Source organism: Methylocella sp. CPCC 101449 (genome assembly GCF_031921685.1).
GTDB lineage: Bacteria > Pseudomonadota > Alphaproteobacteria > Rhizobiales > Beijerinckiaceae > Terripilifer.
In genome coordinates this window covers 279,441-296,314 of the sequence record NZ_JAPDHU010000002.1, presented here as the reverse complement: position 1 = coordinate 296,314, position 16,874 = coordinate 279,441, and the positions used below count along the sequence as shown (strand labels likewise).

Below are 16,874 nucleotides of genomic sequence, written 5' to 3'. Positions count from 1 at the left end.
GAATCATTTATGCTTGCTCTCGCGCCCCTGCCGTATTTGTGTCACTCCTAATGCTATCGGCAGAACGGCGCTTTAGATCGTCGCGCCGGTGCGTGGCGTCTCTTTCAAATTGCAGGAATGAATGGCTGCCGTCGGTCAATTGGCGGTCCGCTTCGATGCGTCGACGGACCAAGCAGATACAGGGAACTTCCGCACCGCTCCGCACAATGTGGAGGCCGAACAGGCCCTTCTGGGTGCCATTCTGGTCAACAACGATGCCTTCGATCGGGTATCGGATTTTCTACGCGCCGAACATTTTTCCGAAGAGCTGCATCGTCGCGTGTTCGAGGTCTCGGCGCAGCTCATTCGCGCCGGCAAGCTCGCCTCGCCCGTCACGCTGAAAACCTTTCTCGGCGATCACGATCTCGGCGGCCTCACCGTGCCGCAATATCTCGCTCGTCTGGCGGCCGAAGCGACGACCATCATCAATGCCGAAGACTATGGCCGCACGATCTACGATCTGGCGATCCGTCGCAATCTGATCAACATCGGCGAGGATATCGTCAACGTCGCCTATGACTCGCCTGTCGATGCATCGCCACGTACGCAGATCGAAGAAGCCGAGCGCCGTCTCTACGAGATCGCCGAACAGGGCCGCTATGACGGCGGCTTCCAGAAATTTTCCGATGCGCTCACGCAAGCCATCGACGTTGCCGCCAAGGCCTATGAACGCGACGGCAAACTATCGGGCATTTCGACCGGCCTCGTCGATCTCGATCACAAGATGGGCGGTCTGCAATCGTCCGACTTGATCGTCCTCGCCGGTCGTCCGGCCATGGGCAAGACGTCGCTGGCCACCAACATCGCCTTCAACGTGGCGAAGGCCTACGAATATGATGTGAAGCCCGACGGCTCGCATGTGCCCCGCAACGGTGGCATCGTCGGCTTCTTCTCTCTCGAAATGTCGTCGGAACAGCTCGCCACCCGTATCATCGCCGAGCAATCGGGCGTGGCGTCCTACAAGATCCGCCGTGGCGACATTCAAGATCATGAATTCCATCGCATTTCGGAAGCGGCGCGCGAAATGCAGTCGGTGCCTTTCTATATCGACCAGACCGGTGGCATCTCCATCGCCCAGCTCACTGCACGCGCGCGCCGCTTGAAGCGCCAGAAGGGTCTCGATCTTCTGATCGTCGACTACCTGCAATTGTTGTCGGGCTCGAAGTCGAGCAGCAGCAACCGCGTGCAGGAACTCACCGAAATCACCACCGGCCTGAAAGCCCTGGCCAAGGAACTGGCCGTTCCGATCATAGCGCTGTCGCAGCTCTCGCGTCAGGTCGAAAACCGTGACGACAAGCGGCCGCAACTTTCGGACTTGCGTGAATCCGGCTCCATCGAACAGGACGCCGACGTGGTCATCTTCGTCTATCGCGAGGAATATTATCTCAAGAACCGCGAGCCGCGCGCCGGCACGGAAGAGCACATCAATTGGATGGCCGAGATGGAACGGGCGCACGGCAAGGCCGAAGTGATCATCGGCAAGCAGCGTCACGGTCCCACGGGCACTGTCGAACTCTCCTTCGAGGCAGAACTGACGCGCTTCGGCAATCTGGCCCGCGACGATTCTCTTCCGACCCAGATGTGATATGGCTGCGGCGATGACCCGCTTGCCTCCATTGACCCAATCGATTCCCACGCCGCAGGCGCTGGCCACCTTGCATGTCGATCTCGACGCTCTGGTCGCCAACTGGCGCCTGCTCGCGGCGCGTGCCGCGCCGGCCGCCTGCGCCGCCGTCATCAAGGCCGATGCCTATGGCACGGGCATCGCGCCGGCCGCGCAAGCTCTGGCTGCCGCCGGCTGCAACACCTTCTTCGTCGCCCATCTCAGCGAAGCCTTGCGCGTGCGCGAAGCCGCTGGCCCTGCCCCGGCGATCTATCTCCTCAACGGTCTCATCGATCATGCCGATACGCTGGCGGCGCTGACCCATGGCCATATCCGCCCCGTCCTCGTCTCGCCGGAGCAAGTGCGCGCGTGGACGAACTATCGCCCGCGCCATGGCACGCGTCCGAGCTGCGCCGTGCAGATCGATACCGGCATGAACCGCTTCGGCCTTGGCGTGATCCAAACCGAAACCCTGGCGGAGACTATCCGCGAGGTATCGCCTTCTCTGCTGATGACCCATTTCGTCTCATCGGAATATCGCGACGATCCGTTGAACGAGCGGCAGATCGAGCGTTTCGAACGAGCGACCGCGCGGCTACCCGGCATTCCCCGCAGCATGGCCAATTCGTCGGGGATCTTTCTGCCGCAGCAGCCCTTCTTCGATCTGGTTCGGCCGGGCTATGCGCTTTACGGCGGCAATCCCTTCCCCGATCAGCCCAATCCGATGCGGCCGGTGGTTCGCCTGACGGCGCCAATCCTGCAATTGCGCGAGGTCGAGGCGGGCGAGACCGTCGGCTATAATGCGCAATGGACGGCGAAACGCCGTTCGCGCCTTGCCGTGATCGGCGTCGGCTATGCGGACGGCATCCCGCGCAATGCGATGGCGACGGAAACCCAACCGGGCGGCGAAGCCATCGTGCTTGGCACACGTTGCCCCTTCGCCGGCCGCGTCTCGATGGACATCATCGTCATCGACGTCACCGATGTGACAGATGCCGCGCTCGCGCCCGGCGTCGAGGTGGAACTCTTGAACGATGTCATCACCGTCGACGATCTTGCTTCGAGATCAAAGACCATCGGCTATGAAATCCTGACCTCGCTCGGCCGGCGCTACCATCGCGTTTATGTGAGCCAGGGGCGCCCGACGCCCCCTTGACGGTCGGCAGCGCCGACCGCCAGACTTACCCAAAAGACCGGCAGCAAAACCGGCCCGTGATGACATCACACGCGGGAGGATTCGCATGCACGCTTTGCGTTCGCTGATGCTGGCAGTCGCCGCAATCGCAATCGGCTCATCCTTTGCCTTAGCCCAGGTAGACATCGGCCCCACCGACATTGGCGGTACGGTAACAGGACCCAAAGGTCCTGAAGCGGGCGTCTGGGTGATCGCCGAGACGCGCGATCTGCCGATCCGTTTCATCCGCATCGTCGTCACCGACGATCAGGGCCGTTATCTCGTGCCCGATCTGCCGCAAGCCAGTTACGATGTTTGGGTACGCGGCTATGGCCTCGTCGATTCAAACAAGGTCAGATCGGCACCGGGCCAGACCATAAATCATACTGCGGTGATCGCCCCGACACCGCAAGCGGCAGCGCAATATTATCCGGCGATCTACTGGTATACGATGATGCGCCTGCCGCCGGCCGACGCATTCAACGGCAAGTCGGAAGAGATTCCTGCCAGCGTCTCGCTGGGCCAATGGCTCAATGGCATCAAAAACAACGGCTGTATCGGTTGCCACCAGATCGGCCAATTGTCGACGCGCACGATCCCGACGGAATTCGGCACGGGCGCAGATGGTTGGCTGCGCCGCATTCAATCGGGCCAGGCCGGTGAGCTGATGGTCAACATTATCGCCGGCGAATTGGGCGGCGCACCCTTGAAATATTTCGGCGACTGGACCGACCGGGTCGCGAAGGGCGAATTGCCGGCGACGCAGCCGCCACGGCCGCAAGGCGTCGAGCGCAATATCGTCGTGACGTTGCGCGACTGGATGAACGAGAAACAATATCTGCACGATCTGATCGCCAGCGACCGCCGCAACCCGACCGTCAATGCCTATGGCCCGCTCTACGGCTCGCCGGAATATAGCTCCGACGACATGCCGATCCTGGATCCGGTGCGCAATACAGCAACCTCCTTCCATCTGCCGACGGCGCCCGGCACGCCTGAGGCACTCGGGCCAGGACACGCGGCGATGAAGGAACCGCTGCAAGCCTCGCATTATTGGGGCATGGAAAAGATCTGGAACACCAAGGCCAACAATCACAACAGCATGTTCGATGAAAAAGGCCGGCTGTGGCTGTCGGCGACCGGACAAGGCCCGGACAATCCGGATTTCTGCAAGAAAGGTTCGGACCATCCGTCGGCGAAAATCTTCCCGCTCGAACGCAGCAATCGCCGCGTCACCATGTTCGACCCGAAGACGCAAGAGTACAAAGCCATCGCCACCTGCTTTGGCACGCACCATCTGCAATTCGGCTATGACGCCAACAACACGTTGTGGACGTCGGGCGGCGGTCCGGTGGTGGGCTGGATCAACACCAAGATGTTGGATGAGACCGGCGATCAGGTGAAGTCGCAAGGCTGGACGCCGCTCATCCTCGACACCAACGGCAACGGCAAGCGCGACGAGTATGTCGAGCCGAACCAGCCGGTCGATCCGACCAAGGACAAGCGCATCGTTGCCGGCTTCTATGCGGTGATGCCCAATGTCACCGACGGTTCGGTGTGGGGCACCTATCGCGCCTATCCCGGCGCCATCGTGCGTCTCAATCCGGGTTCCGATCCGAACACGACGCTGGCTGAAATCTACAATGTGCCGGCGCCAGGCTTTGGAGCGCGCGGCGGCGACATCGACAAGAAAGGCGTCGTCTGGGTGTCGCTCGCCAGCGGCCATCTCGGCGCCTTCGACCGCAGCAAGTGCAAGGCGCCGCTGAACGGACCAAATGCGACCGGCAATCATTGCCCGGAAGGCTGGACCCTCTATCAATATCCAGGCCCCGGCTTCGAAGGCATCGGCCGCAATAGCGCCGAGTCAAGCTATTATTCCTGGGTCGATCAGCACAACACCTTCGGCCTCGGCGAAGACGTGCCGATGTCGACAGGCAATCTCAACGACGGCATTCTCGCCTTGAAAGACGAGACCTGGATCACGCTGCGCGTGCCCTACCCGCTCGGCTTCTATGCGAAGGGATTCGATGGCCGCATCGACGATCCGAAAGCCGGCTGGAAAGGCCGTGGCCTTTGGGCGGCGAACGGCGACCGCACACCCTGGCTGATCGAAGGCGGCAAAGGCTCACGCCCCCTGGCGGCGCATTTCCAGCTGCGGCCCGATCCACTGGCACGGTGATCAGGCCGCAGACTTGGCCGCCACGGCGTTCAATTCGATGCGCATGCCGGGCGCAACGAGGCCCGCGACGATGAGGCTGGCCCGCACCGGATAGGGCGGCTTGAAATAGCTGCGATAAACCTCATCGACCTTCGCCATGTCGGCGACATCGAGCAGGTAGATGGTAACCTGCAAGACATCGGCGAAGGTGCAACCGCCAGCCGCGAGCGCGCGACCGAGATTGTCCAAGGTCAAGCGCGTCTGCGCTTCGATGCCTTCTTGCAGGATCTTGCCAGCGGAATCGACCGGGCCGTGGGTGGTGAACAGAAGTCCGCCGTGCTGCATCGCCCATGAGAAGGGCTGGGGCGGCGTCGGCAATCCAGTTTCCACATGCCGGCTCACGTGTCGCTCTCCATCGTCATCATCAGGTTTTTGACAGCGGTCGATGTCGCTTCGAGATGTTCGCGCATCAGTTCGATCGCACGGTTGGGATCGCGCGCCAACACGGCTTCCATGATCGCGCGATGCTCGCCGTTGATATCACGCACGGCGGCCTCGCTTTTGGCGTGGCGGAAAAGCCGGATCGAACGGTAGCGCTCGGATTGATCGGTCAAAATATTCCAGAAGCGCAGCAGCCATTGCGAGCCACAGGCGGCGACAAGAGCGAAATGAAAGCGGCGATGGCAGGTCTCCCATTCGACGACGACATCGCGATCGTGAAGTCCTGTCGGCAGCGGCGCTTTTGAAAGGAGATGCATCGCGGCAATGATCTCGGCTTCCCAGGCTGCGTCGCCGCGCGCGATCGAACGGCGCAGGCACGAGGCCTCCACGTCCATGCGCACTTCAAGCAGGTCGGCCAGTTCTTCCAGCGACACGCGGGAGACGCGCGAGCCGCGATGGGATTCGGCCTCGACCAATCCCTCGCCCGACAAGCGCGTCAGCGCTTCGCGGATCGGGGTCAGGCCCAGCCCAAACCGCTCCTGCAGATCAGCGGCCCGGAGCCGATCGCCCGGCTGCAGGTCGCCCCGCAAAATGCCAAGGCGAAGCTGCTTGTAGGCATTGTCCGTCTGCGATTCAGGCAATGTGCTCACAGAATCAGCCTTTACATATGAAGGTTTTCATATTTTATATAATCCTGTCGATTTCATGACAAGACGTTTTCGGGAGTGGTCAATGATGCAGACACGCAGAACTTTCGCCGCCGGGCTGGCCTCGGCCGCATGCGCCGCTCCCTTCATCACAGCCGCGGTGGCACAGTCCGCGACGACCATCCGCGTTTCGACCGCCGCGCCGCCGAGCGACTTCCTCAATCGGGCGTTGGAACGGATGAAGGCCGATCTCGAAGCCGCCAATGTCGGCATTCAGTTCAGCGTCCATCCCGCCTCGACCCTTTTCCGGCAGGGCACGGAAGTTCCGGCGCTCCAGCGCGGCAACCTTGAAATGTGCAGCATGACCACGTTCGAGGTGGCGCAGCAGATCCCCGAACTCGGCTATTTCAATCGCGGCTATCTGTTCAACGATCACGCGCATCTGCGTCGCGCCTTCGACGGGCCGATCGGCGAGGACTATCGCAAAGCCGTGTCGAGCCGCATGGGCATCGAAATTCTCGCCACCCATTATCTGGGCACGCGGCAGGTCAGCCTGCGGCAGAAGCGCAACGTCAAGGGACCGGCCGATCTCGCCGGCACCAAACTGCGCATGCCGGCGGGGCCGGAATGGCTGCTGCTTGGGCGCACCCTGGGCGTGGCGCCCATCCCGCTCGGCATGCCCGAAGTCTATCTCGCCTTGAAGACGGGCACGATCGATGGCCAGGAAAACCCGCTGTCGATCTTCAGCGCCGCCAAGCTCTTCGAAGTCTCCGAACAGGTGGTGCTGACCTCCCATGTGGTTCAGCCGGTGTTCCTGGCGATGGCGAAGCCCGTCTGGGACAAGCTCAATCCCGATCAGAAGAAGGCTGTCGAAACGGCGGCGAAGGCCGCCGCGACCTGGGGCGACACCGCCCGTCTCGACGACGAGAAGACCATCGTCGAAACGATCAAGGGCCGTGGCCTGACGGTCGAGACGCCCGATCTCAAACTGTTCCGAGAGGCTGCCGACCGCGCCTATACGGGTGCCGACGCGACCAAGGCCTGGGACCTCCAGGGCCTGAAGCGCGTGCAATCCGCCTGAACGCGCTGTGACCCCGTCCGACGCTCCGGCAGCCTTCCCGCTGCCGCCGACCGCAGCCGCTGTTCTCTCGTGGCTGCGCATGCTCGCCAGTTGGATCGCGAACATCATGTTCGCGCTCGTCTTCCTGATCTTCAATTACAAGATCATCACCCGCTATATCGGCCATGAGGAAGCGGTGTGGGCCGATGAAGTCTCGGTGATCCTGTTCATCTGGATCATCTTCTGGGTGAGCGCTTTCCTGGTCCGCGAACAGGAACAGATCAATTTCGATTTGCTCTATCGATGGTTCGGCGATCGCGGCAAGCGTGTCGTCGCCATCATCAGGCATCTGCTGGTCGGCGGCCTCGTCATTTGGTCACTGCCCGGCTCGATCGATTACATCCTGTTCCTATGGCGCGAACGCACGCCCGTCCTCGATCTGCGGCTCGACTATGTCTACGCCTGTTTCGGCATCTTCCTGATCGCCGTCGCGATCCGCTCGGTCACCAGCCTCTTCATCTTGTGCACGCCGTATTGGCGCAGCCGCATCTGATCGCATCCCATGTCGCACGGTCTTTGGATTCTCATCGGCGTTTTCACCGTCGCGGCCGCGCTCGGCGCACCGCTCGGCCTCTCGATGCTCGTCTCGGGCTTCGCCTATCTGATCGTCACCCATCAGGACGTCGGCCTGGTCGTCGATCAGACGATGAACGGGCTCTATAACAGCTATCTCCTAATCGCCGTGCCGCTGTTCCTGTTCGTCGCCAATGTGATGAACGCCAGCGGCGTGATCGAGCGCCTGCTGCGCTTCGGCGCCGCGATGGTCGGCCACCTGCCCGGCGGTCTTGGCCAGGTCAACGTCATTTCCAACCTGATCTTCTCGGGGATGAGCGGTAGCGCCGTCGCCGACGCGTCGGGACCCGGCCTCGTCATCGCGCGCATGATGTCCAAGAACGGCCGCTATCCCAGAGGTTTCGCGGCGGCGACCTCGGTCGTCTCGGCAACGCTCGGCCCGCTGATGCCGACCTCCATTCCGATGATCTTCTATGCCCTCATCGCCAATGCCTCGGTCGGCGCGATGTTTCTGGGCGGCCTCATCCCGGCCATCCTGCTGGCCGGATCGTTGATGATCGTCATCGCCATCATCGCGCGGATCCGCAATTTTCCGCGAGAGGAGCGCGTGAGCTGGTCGGCGATGCCGCGCATCTTTGCCGATGCTGCAGCACCCTTGGCTCTGCCCGGCATCCTGCTCGGCCTGATCTATTCAGGAGTCACCACGCCGACGGAAGCCGCCGCCATCGCCGCCAGCTATGCGCTGATCCTCGCCTTCGTCGTCTATCGCACCCTGCGCCTGCGCCAGTTGTTTACGGTAATCTCCGACACGATCCGCGCCACGTCGATGATCGCGCTCATCATGGCCGGTGCCTTCGTGTTCAACTATGCCGTCGCCAACGAGGGTGTGCCGCAGCTCATCCAGTCAACCTTGATGAAGTGGAACTTCTCGCCGACGGTTTTCCTGCTGTGCGTCGATGTCCTCTTGTTCATGCTCTGCGTCGTGCTCGACGAAGTGACCATTCTCTTGGTGATCGTGCCGCTGCTGGTGCCGATCGCCCAGAGCATGGGCATCGATCTCGTGCATTTCGGCATCGTCGTGGTGCTCAACATGATGGTCGGCCTCACCCTGCCGCCGCACGGGCTTTTGCTCTTCGTCATGAGTGGACTGACCGGCACGCCGTTGGCGGAAATTTTCCGCGAGGTGCCGCCGTTCATCGTCGCGACGCTCGGCGTCGTGGTGCTGGTGACGCTCTTTCCCGAAATCGCATTGTGGCTGCCGCGCATGGCCGGCTTGATCCACAATTGAGGCCTGTTTTGGATACGATCAAGCTGCATGGCTTCACGCTCGAGCGTCAGCCGGCTCCCCCCGTCAAATTGGCCGAAGCTTATTCGGACACAGCGTTACGTCTTTCGTCCGCCCCGATGCCGGGCATCGTCGCCCATCGCGATGTCGCCTGGGGGCCGGAGCGATGGCAGCGCTTCGATGTCTTCGCGCCGACGGGTGCGAAGAAAGCCCTGCCCGTCCTGATCTTCCTGCACGGTGGCGGCTGGGTCGTCGGCTGGAAGGAATGGGGGGGCTTCATGGCTCCTGCCGTCGCGGCAGCCGGCGCCATTCTCGTCTGCCCCACCTATCGCCTGGCGCCGACCCATCGCTTTCCCACCTTTCTCGAGGATTGTCTCGATGCGGTGGCGGCGGTGAAGCAGCGGATCGGCGAACTCGGCGGCGATGCGCGACAAATCTATATCGGCGGACATTCGGCCGGCGGACACCTCGCGGCCATGGTCGGCTTTCGCCGTGATCTGTGGCGTGGCCGCATCGGCAAGGAATTGCGCGGCCTCCTGCCCGTCAGCGGCATCCTCGATCTCGTGCACGAGAATCCCACGCCGGAGAGCCTGGAGGCTGCCGTCTACAGCACGGTGCTCGCCAGCCCCGGCGATGATGTCGGCGCCAGTCCCGTGACCTATGCGGCGAGCCTGCGCATGAAAATGCTGCTCGCCTGGGGCGAAAACGATTCACAACGCGTCAAAGACTCGAACGACAGGATGGCGGTGGCCCTGAGCCAGGCTGGCCGGCCGTTCGAGGAGATGAAACTGGCCGGGCTCGACCATTTCGGCACCCATCTGGCGCTCCAGGATGCCGCCCATCCCTGGTACGGCGTCCTCTCGCGCTGGATTGCCGAGGACGCCTGATCACGGGAACGCATTTTGCCGCAGCTTCATTGGAATGCGAATATACGAACCATATATGATTCGTGTATTGCCGCACTGAGATGAGGTTTCGATGGGCATTGTAAAAATTGACGACGAGCTTCACGAGGAAGTTCGGCGGGCCAGCACGGTCATGTGCCGGTCCATCAATGCCCAGGCCGAGTTCTGGATGAAGATAGGCATGCTTGCCGAGGCGCGTCCGACCCTGTCCTTCAACGACATCGTGAAGATGCAGTTTGAGGCTGCACAAGTTCAGGCCGCGCAAGTCGGCATGGCGACTGCGGTGGCCGACTGACATGGTCAAGACCGCCGACGAGCTGACGCTCATGCGAACATCCGGCAAATTGCTGGCGTCCGTTTTCGAGATGCTGGATCGACAAAATCTTGCCGGTATGTCGACCATGCAAGTCAACGATCTGGTCGATCGTTTCATCACGGTCGATCTCGCTGCACGGCCGGCGAGCAAGGGGCAATACGGTTTCAAATATGTCCTGAACTGCTCGATCAACCATGTCGTCTGCCACGGCGTGCCTGATCCCAACGAGATCATCCGAGACGGCGACATCATCAATCTCGACATTACGCTGGAAAAAAACGGCTTCATCGCCGACTCGAGCAAGACCTATCTGGTGGGCAATGCCCCACCGGCGGCGCGGCGGTTGGTGCGGGTCGCGCAAGAGGCGATGTGGCAAGGGATCAAACAGGTGCGACCCGGCGCACATCTGGGAGATATCGGTTTCGCGATCGAACGGCATGCCAAGAAGAATGGCTACGCCATCGTGCGGGACTATTGTGGGCATGGGATCGGCCGGGAAATGCACGAGGAACCTCAAGTGCTCAATTTCGGTCGGCCCAGAACTGGCCTGAAGTTGAGGGAGGGCATGGTGTTCACCATCGAGCCGATGGTGAACCAGGGCTCCAGCCTGGTCGCCACCGAACAGGACGGATGGACGGTTGTCACGAAGGACCGGAAGCTGTCCGCACAGTTCGAGCATACCGTCGCGGTGACGGGAAACGGCGTCGAGGTGCTCACCTTGCGCAGCGATGGGACCTGATCCCGGTTGTGACCTTTGACGATTCCGTCAAACCGCAAAACGCGATAGGGTCCAGATCGCAAAACGAGAGGGACCATGAAATACGGATCAGGAATTGCTGCCGTCGACCATTATGTGAACCACGACTACGACAGCGTGTTCGGCATGTCGTCGCAGTTCGCGGCCATTATCGCCGCCCATGTGATGAAACGGCAGAGCCAGCTCGGCATCGCCGGCCATATGGCGGAGATCGGCACGTTCGAGGGGCGTTTCTTCATCGCCATGGCGCTGGCGCTGGAACCGGGCGAACGGGGCGTCGGCATCGACACGTTCGAATGGCCGAGCCCAAAGGTGCGCGACAAGCTCCTGAGCCACATGCAGCGGCTCGGCGTCCGCACAGCGGACATGACCGTGCTGACGGCCAACAGTGCCGACCTCACCAGCGCCGATATCGCCGGCCCACTCGGCGGACTGGTGCGCTTCTTTCACATCGACGGCGATCACACGCCGAAGGCGCTGACCCACGATCTCGACCTGGCCTATGCGATCATGCATCCCAAAGGCGTGATCTGCCTCGACGACATGCTGCACCCCGGCTTTCCGCTGCTCACGGTCGCAGTTTACGAATGGCTGCAGAAACATCCGGACATGCGGGTGTTTTGCGTGATCGACCGGGAAGATATTGTCGCGGCACCGAAATTCATGCTGTGCCGACATGAAGCCGCCGCGCTTTACGAGCAGGATCTGCTCGACAATTTCCCGGAGTGGCATTTCGAAGCCGCCTCGCAATGGGAGCAATGGGTGGCCATCGTGCTCACCCCGCATCCCCGCTTCGCCGTTGTCGAATAGGCAACGGAACCGGGGAGGAAGCGGCTGGCCGGCAGTCTGGAATTGCGCTAAAACTGGACAATAAAATCTGAACGGGTGGAACCATGCAGAACACCGCAAAGCTTGAGTCGCAGGACGAAGTTGTCGCCGAGGCGGGCAAAATCGCCACTGCCAAAGCGAAGCCGGGCATGAGCCACGACGACAAGGATGAGTTGCTTGAAAACGCCATGATGGGCGTGCTCGACCGCAATGTCGCCATTCCCTGGTTCGGCAATGTGGAAGAGTTCGCCAAGGGCGGCCCGCCGCCGGCCGGCGGCAAGTTCCTGATGCATTACGAACCGCGGCTGCCGCAGATGCCGGAAAAGCCGACCTTGATGGACTATCTGAAAAAGCGCCTACTCTTGAGCAAGCGCGGCGGCAACCATCTCCTGCAAAGCGCCAATCTGGCCAAGAAGAACGGCCTGCCGGACAAGCTCGTTCTCGCCTGCCTGCTGCACGACATCGCCGTCGTCGCTCATATCCGTACCGACCACGGCTATTACGGCGCGCAGATGATCGAGCCTTATGTCGACGAGGAGACCTCCTGGTCGATCCGCTATCACCAGGCGCTGCGCTTCTTCCCCGATCCCAGCGTCGGCTATGAATATCCGGAACTCTACACGCGCGTGTTCGGCGAAGACTACGTGCCGCCGAACTATGTGAAACAGGCTTACGAGGAAGCGCGCAATCACAAGTGGTATATGTCGGCGCGCCTGGTGACGATGAACGACCTCTATTCGTTCGACCCCAACGTCAAGGTCGACGTGGACGACTTCACCGACATCATTGGCCGCACGTTCCGCCAGCCGGAGGACGGTCTGGGCTTCGACAACAGCCCGTCGTCACATATGTGGCGCAGCCTGATCTGGCCCAACAACTTCCTCTAAGCTCGTTCGGCCTGGCCGCCGCGCAACGACGCATTCCGTTTCCCCGCAGGCGCGGCATCTTCCGCAGGTGTCGCGCCTTGTCGTAAGTACAGAACAACCACCGGGAGAGAGACATGCAAGACGCAGCGCCCATCACCTCGCAGGATGATCTCGTCACCGAAGCCGGCAAGATTGCTGCTGCCCAAGTCACGCCAGGCATGAGCCATGACGCCAAGGACGAACTGCTCGAACATGCCATGATGGGCGTGCTCGATCGCCATGTCGCCATTCCCTGGTTCGGCAATATCGATGCCTTTTCGAAAGGCGGCTTGCCGCGCTCGCAGGGCCTCCACCTCATGCATGACGAGCCGCGCCTGCCACGGATGCCGGAAAAGCCGACGCTGATGGACTATCTGAAGAAGCGGGTCATGCTGAACAACCCGCACAACAACCATCTGCTGCAAAGCGCCAATCTGGCGCGCAAGAACGGCCTGCCGGAAAAGCTGGTCCTCGCCTGCCTGCTGCATGACATCGCCGTCACCTGCTACATCCGCACCGATCACGGTTATCACGGCGCGCAGATGATCGAACCCTATGTGGACGAAGAAATGTCCTGGGCGATCCGCTATCATCAGGCGCTGCGCTTCTTCCCTGATCCCAGCGTCGGCTACGAATATCCAGAACTCTACACGCGCACCTTCGGCGAGGACTACGAGCCGCCGGCCTATGTGAAGCGCGCGGCGGAACAGGCGCGCAATCACAAGTGGTATATGTCGGCACGGCTGGTGACGATGAACGATCTTTATTCGTTCGATCCGAATGCCAAGGTCGATCTCGACGACTTCACCGACATCATCGGCCGTCATTTCCGCCAGCCGGAGGAAGGTCTCGGCTTCGACGACAGCCCGTCATCGCATATGTGGCGCAGCCTGATCTGGCCGAACAATTTTCTTTAAGCAACGGCCGCCGCTAGCCCTCCGCATCGATCCGCCGGGCCTCAGCTACCTTGCCCGCATAGGCGCGGGCGAGCAGCAGACAGATCAGGACTGTTGGGACATAGGGCGTCATGATGACAAGGGTCAGCTCACGCAACGGGAGCGACTGGGCCAGCAGATAGCCCGCCAGCACCGGCCCCACGATGAACGCCGCGCGCCCGAAGCCCGTGGCAATGCCGACTGCGGTGGCGCGGAAAGCCGTCGGATAGAGGTTTCCGACCAGGCCGACGAGCGCGCTGTGGGTTGCGCCTGATGCGGAAACCAGGATCACCGTCACGATCATCAGGCCGGTCTTGTCCAGCCCGTGCGCGCCGAAGGCAACGAAGCCCGCCACCGTGACTAGCGCGGCCGCCAGCATCGCCAGAAAATGATAGCGATCGAGAAACATCGCGATCAGCAACTGCGAAACGAGATTGCCGAGACCGACATAGGCAAAGGTCAGCGATGCCTCGGCCGGCGACAATCCAGCCGTTTCGAGAATGACCGGCAGCCAGCTCACGAGAATGATGAATGTCAGCGATTCCAGCAGGCAGCATATCCACAGCAACATGTTCACCACGATATTGTCACGATGCAGCAGCGCGCCGAGCACTTGGCGGGCCCGGCTCGCCTTGCCGTGGGGCCTGACCGATATCAGCCGTCCCTCCGTCGCATCGGCGCCCATGGCCTTGAGCGCCTTTGCAAGGTGTGGCGAGCCCGGCTTGGTGATGACGAGAAACCGGATCGATTCCGTCAGCCAGACGACCAGCACCGCGCAGACGATGAGTCCCGACACGCCGGGTATGAGGAATACCGCGGGCCAACCGAAACGGGGGATAAACGCCGCAGCGATACCGCCGATCGCCGCAGCGCCAAGACCGATGCCGATGAACGGGATCATCACCATGCGCGACTTCAGCCCCTTGGGAGCGACTTCGGTGAGCAGCGCGATCGCATTCGGCATCACGCCGCCCATGCCGAGCCCGGCTGCGAACCGCAGCGCGTATAATTCCCACAGCGAGCCGGCGAAAGCGGTGCGCAGGGTCGGTATGCTGTAGATCAGCACGCCGAGGATGATGCCGATGCGGCGCCCGTAGCGGTCGCCGATCGCGCTGAACGACAAAGCTCCCAGCAGGACGGCGAGATTGCTGATCGCGAAAGCAAGACCAATGTCGCTCTGCGACACCGACCAGTCGCGGATCAGCGCCGGGGCCGCCACGGCCAGCGCATTATAGTCCATCCCCTCGACGAACAGCATCAGGAAGCAGAGGAACATGATCTTCGCATGCCATCCGCCGAACCGCTGATTTTCCAGCAGCAATCCGACATCGATCGCAGCTCTTGTATCCGCGGGTCTTGCATCCATGTCCGATCCCCCCGCCCGGTTCCTACCTGCGATATGATGTTATTTTTCGCCACTCATGTAGCGATCATACTCGGCATGGAAATGACGGAGACGCTGTTCCTGCTCGCCCCATAGCGGCCCTTTGAAGCCGCGCGATTTCACGCCCAGCATCGTCTTCTCGATGATGTCGACATCCTGCTCGATCAGCGGACCCAGCTTGAAGCCATCCTCGATCATGTAGCGGCGGGTCGCCGGTATGCTCTTCGGATCGAGGTCCATTCCCGGCACGCTCAGATAAGGCGGCAGGCCGGTGCCGGACACGGAGCCCGGCCGATAGAGAACGATCGGCGTCATGAAATATCGCTCGGGATCCTTGGGATGCGGCTGCAGCCGCTGCAACAACACCACTTCGAAGTTCATCGCAAGCAATGTCGCCGGAAAAGCGCTTACGCCCCAGGCGTCGGTGAACTGCTCTTCGATGAAACCCGACACATCGAAACCGGCACGCACGGCATGATCGCGCTTCCGCTTCTGGACGGCCGGACGCACGTCCTGTGCCGTGCCCTCAAAACGATCCGGATCGATGCCCGCATTGCGCAGGAAACCCTTCAGCGATTCATTCAGCGCATGCGGATCCCCCTTGGCTGTCGGCTGCCCGAAGGGCGCAAACCAGCTGCTCGCCCCATTGGCGTGCAGGTCATATTGTATCCCGAGCGGGTTGACGAACTCGGGCATGCGAAACGGCTCGTGGACGACGTCGAAATGATAGCCTTCGATGACATTCTCGAGCGCAAGCTTCCAGTTTCCGGTGACCTCCTGCACCTGTCGGCTCACGGTCACCATCTCTTCGAGGCGGTAGGATTCGAGCAGCCCTTCAGGCAGGCCCAGCGCTTCCTTCACCGGTCGTGCGCTGTCATCCATGTTGATCCACACGAGCCCCGCATGGACTTCGCAGCGAACCGCATTCAGGCAGGCGGCGCGCGAGGTATCGACCCCCGCGAAGCTTTCCGGATCCTTGATCGTCAGCCGGCGTCCGTCATTGGCAAAGGTCCAAGCGTGGTAGAGGCAACTGAAGACATCCATCGAACCATGTTCGGTGTAGACCAGCCTATTCCCGCGATGCGGACAGACATTGTAGAAAGCCTTGACCGACCGATCGGCCTGCATGGTGATCAAGAAGCTCTCGTGCATGAATTCGTAGGTGAAGAAGTCTCCAGGCTTCTTGAGGTCGCAGAGCGGGCCCGCCAGGTGCCAGGTCCTCGTCCAAATCCGTTCCCACTCCTGCTCGAATATATCCTTGCGGTAATAGCGATCGCCGGTAATCGTCACGCCGCTATTGTCCACCGCGGGACGCTTCGCAGCGAGCGAGCCCACGGGCGCATCCGGATACAGAACCGTCGGCTGTTTGACTGGAACGTTCATTGCTCTCACCTCCTGATCGGATGACGGTCCGCGCCGCCGTTCACCATTCGAAGCCCGGTTCCGGCGTCGCAGCCTGCGGCACCGCGACTTCGAGGACGCCGCCCCGGACACGGACCGGATATGTCTCGATCGGCCGCCGCGCCGGTTCGCACAGCGGAGCGCCATCGCGAATGTCGAAAGCGCCGCCGTGCAGCGGGCAAGCCAGCCGGTGGCCGACCAGGCTCCCGGTGTGAAGCGGCGCTCGCAGGTGGGAACACAGATCCGACATGGCGAACCATTCGCCGCCGACGCGCGCGATCAGCACCGAAAATCCTTGTCCACCATCGACGGCGATCATCTGCCCTTCGTCGACCTGTGAAACCGGCACCAATGGGCGGAACGCAGCTGTCGTCATGGCCGACCGCTGCCCGGCCTTTTGCCGTCTCCGATCACGATCGATCGAACCTTGCGCATCCTGCCCTCCGCGCGGCGGGTTAAGCCG

17 protein-coding genes are annotated in these 16,874 nt (G+C 61.6%); 12 read left to right on the top strand and 5 right to left on the bottom strand.

Annotated elements, in window-relative coordinates; genetic code table 11:
* Nucleotides 1–121: 121 nt before the first annotated feature.
* The 3 genes from OIM99_RS11995 to OIM99_RS11985 all read left to right on the top strand — a co-directional run bounded on the left by OIM99_RS11995 (nucleotide 122) and on the right by OIM99_RS11985 (nucleotide 4,995).
* Nucleotides 122–1,624: a replicative DNA helicase gene (locus tag OIM99_RS11995; RefSeq protein ID WP_311850646.1), complete on the top strand. Its 1,503-nt coding sequence runs from the start codon at nucleotides 122–124 to the stop codon at nucleotides 1,622–1,624.
* Between the two features lie 13 nt (nucleotides 1,625–1,637).
* On the top strand, nucleotides 1,638–2,798 hold the full coding sequence (gene alr, locus OIM99_RS11990) for an alanine racemase (protein ID WP_311850645.1): 1,161 nt from the start codon (nucleotides 1,638–1,640) through the stop codon (nucleotides 2,796–2,798).
* An 85-nt stretch (nucleotides 2,799–2,883) separates the two neighbouring features.
* On the top strand, nucleotides 2,884–4,995 hold the full coding sequence (locus tag OIM99_RS11985) for a carboxypeptidase-like regulatory domain-containing protein (RefSeq protein WP_311850644.1): 2,112 nt from the start codon (nucleotides 2,884–2,886) through the stop codon (nucleotides 4,993–4,995).
* On the opposite strand, the gene OIM99_RS11980 is transcribed toward OIM99_RS11985, so the two are convergent.
* Together OIM99_RS11980 and OIM99_RS11975 are read right to left on the bottom strand one after the other, a co-directional pair.
* Nucleotides 4,996–5,376 carry a RidA family protein gene (locus OIM99_RS11980; RefSeq protein ID WP_311850643.1) on the bottom strand — a complete coding sequence of 127 codons (381 nt, stop codon included), beginning with the start codon at nucleotides 5,374–5,376 and terminating at the stop codon, nucleotides 4,996–4,998.
* Nucleotides 5,373–6,065, bottom strand: a complete 693-nt coding sequence (locus OIM99_RS11975; protein ID WP_311850642.1) for an FCD domain-containing protein — start codon at nucleotides 6,063–6,065, stop codon at nucleotides 5,373–5,375. The genes OIM99_RS11980 and OIM99_RS11975 overlap by 4 nt, the downstream gene beginning before the upstream one ends.
* Before the next feature lie 85 nt (nucleotides 6,066–6,150).
* Between OIM99_RS11975 and dctP the strand changes: the two genes are divergently transcribed.
* From dctP to OIM99_RS11930, 9 genes are all read left to right on the top strand, one after another.
* Entirely contained in the window at nucleotides 6,151–7,143 is a 993-nt protein-coding gene (dctP, locus tag OIM99_RS11970; RefSeq protein WP_311850641.1) for a TRAP transporter substrate-binding protein DctP, read from the top strand.
* Between the two features lie 7 nt (nucleotides 7,144–7,150).
* Nucleotides 7,151–7,675: a TRAP transporter small permease subunit gene (locus tag OIM99_RS11965; RefSeq protein WP_311850640.1), complete on the top strand. Its 525-nt coding sequence runs from the start codon at nucleotides 7,151–7,153 to the stop codon at nucleotides 7,673–7,675.
* Between the two features lie 9 nt (nucleotides 7,676–7,684).
* Nucleotides 7,685–8,983, top strand: coding sequence for a TRAP transporter large permease (locus tag OIM99_RS11960; protein WP_311850639.1), 1,299 nt, complete (start codon nucleotides 7,685–7,687; stop codon nucleotides 8,981–8,983).
* An 8-nt stretch (nucleotides 8,984–8,991) separates the two neighbouring features.
* The gene (locus OIM99_RS11955; RefSeq protein WP_311850638.1) at nucleotides 8,992–9,867 is read left to right on the top strand and encodes an alpha/beta hydrolase; all 876 of its coding nucleotides are present in this window, start codon (nucleotides 8,992–8,994) and stop codon (nucleotides 9,865–9,867) included.
* A gap of 91 nt (nucleotides 9,868–9,958) precedes the next feature.
* Complete coding sequence (locus OIM99_RS11950; protein ID WP_311850637.1) at nucleotides 9,959–10,180, top strand: ParD-like family protein; 222 nt, start codon at nucleotides 9,959–9,961, stop codon at nucleotides 10,178–10,180.
* 1 nt (nucleotide 10,181) lies between these two features.
* Nucleotides 10,182–10,940 carry a type I methionyl aminopeptidase gene (gene map, locus OIM99_RS11945; RefSeq protein WP_311850636.1) on the top strand — a complete coding sequence of 253 codons (759 nt, stop codon included), beginning with the start codon at nucleotides 10,182–10,184 and terminating at the stop codon, nucleotides 10,938–10,940.
* 75 nt (nucleotides 10,941–11,015) lie between these two features.
* Nucleotides 11,016–11,768: a class I SAM-dependent methyltransferase gene (locus tag OIM99_RS11940; protein WP_311850635.1), complete on the top strand. Its 753-nt coding sequence runs from the start codon at nucleotides 11,016–11,018 to the stop codon at nucleotides 11,766–11,768.
* 83 nt (nucleotides 11,769–11,851) lie between these two features.
* Nucleotides 11,852–12,673: a hypothetical protein gene (locus tag OIM99_RS11935; protein WP_311850634.1), complete on the top strand. Its 822-nt coding sequence runs from the start codon at nucleotides 11,852–11,854 to the stop codon at nucleotides 12,671–12,673.
* A 113-nt stretch (nucleotides 12,674–12,786) separates the two neighbouring features.
* Nucleotides 12,787–13,608, top strand: a complete 822-nt coding sequence (locus OIM99_RS11930) for a hypothetical protein (RefSeq protein ID WP_311850633.1) — start codon at nucleotides 12,787–12,789, stop codon at nucleotides 13,606–13,608.
* 13 nt (nucleotides 13,609–13,621) lie between these two features.
* Here the strand turns inward: OIM99_RS11930 and OIM99_RS11925 are convergent, their stop codons facing one another.
* The 3 genes from OIM99_RS11925 to OIM99_RS11915 are packed head-to-tail and all read right to left on the bottom strand — an operon-like array spanning nucleotide 13,622 to nucleotide 16,787.
* Nucleotides 13,622–14,992 (bottom strand): MFS transporter, encoded by a 1,371-nt coding sequence (locus tag OIM99_RS11925; RefSeq protein ID WP_311850631.1) that lies wholly within the window; start codon nucleotides 14,990–14,992, stop codon nucleotides 13,622–13,624.
* A 39-nt stretch (nucleotides 14,993–15,031) separates the two neighbouring features.
* The gene (locus tag OIM99_RS11920; protein ID WP_311850630.1) at nucleotides 15,032–16,393 is read right to left on the bottom strand and encodes an SRPBCC family protein; all 1,362 of its coding nucleotides are present in this window, start codon (nucleotides 16,391–16,393) and stop codon (nucleotides 15,032–15,034) included.
* A 40-nt stretch (nucleotides 16,394–16,433) separates the two neighbouring features.
* The gene (locus tag OIM99_RS11915; protein WP_311850629.1) at nucleotides 16,434–16,787 is read right to left on the bottom strand and encodes a non-heme iron oxygenase ferredoxin subunit; all 354 of its coding nucleotides are present in this window, start codon (nucleotides 16,785–16,787) and stop codon (nucleotides 16,434–16,436) included.
* Nucleotides 16,788–16,874 lie beyond the last annotated feature (87 nt).

Bases quoted from the DNA above. Each gene is read 5' to 3' on its own strand.
- OIM99_RS11985 (WP_311850644.1), top strand. From the start codon at position 2,884: ATGCACGCTTTGCGTTCGCTGATGCTGGCAGTCGCCGCAATCGCAATC.
- OIM99_RS11960 (WP_311850639.1), top strand. From the start codon at position 7,685: ATGTCGCACGGTCTTTGGATTCTCATCGGCGTTTTCACCGTCGCGGCC.
- map (WP_311850636.1), top strand. From the start codon at position 10,182: ATGGTCAAGACCGCCGACGAGCTGACGCTCATGCGAACATCCGGCAAA.
- OIM99_RS11925 (WP_311850631.1), bottom strand. From the start codon at position 14,992: ATGGATGCAAGACCCGCGGATACAAGAGCTGCGATCGATGTCGGATTG.
- OIM99_RS11950 (WP_311850637.1), top strand. From the start codon at position 9,959: ATGGGCATTGTAAAAATTGACGACGAGCTTCACGAGGAAGTTCGGCGG.
- dctP (WP_311850641.1), top strand. From the start codon at position 6,151: ATGCAGACACGCAGAACTTTCGCCGCCGGGCTGGCCTCGGCCGCATGC.
- OIM99_RS11920 (WP_311850630.1), bottom strand. From the start codon at position 16,393: ATGAACGTTCCAGTCAAACAGCCGACGGTTCTGTATCCGGATGCGCCC.
- OIM99_RS11940 (WP_311850635.1), top strand. From the start codon at position 11,016: ATGAAATACGGATCAGGAATTGCTGCCGTCGACCATTATGTGAACCAC.
- OIM99_RS11995 (WP_311850646.1), top strand. From the start codon at position 122: ATGGCTGCCGTCGGTCAATTGGCGGTCCGCTTCGATGCGTCGACGGAC.
- OIM99_RS11935 (WP_311850634.1), top strand. From the start codon at position 11,852: ATGCAGAACACCGCAAAGCTTGAGTCGCAGGACGAAGTTGTCGCCGAG.
- OIM99_RS11915 (WP_311850629.1), bottom strand. From the start codon at position 16,787: ATGACGACAGCTGCGTTCCGCCCATTGGTGCCGGTTTCACAGGTCGAC.
- OIM99_RS11930 (WP_311850633.1), top strand. From the start codon at position 12,787: ATGCAAGACGCAGCGCCCATCACCTCGCAGGATGATCTCGTCACCGAA.
- alr (WP_311850645.1), top strand. From the start codon at position 1,638: ATGACCCGCTTGCCTCCATTGACCCAATCGATTCCCACGCCGCAGGCG.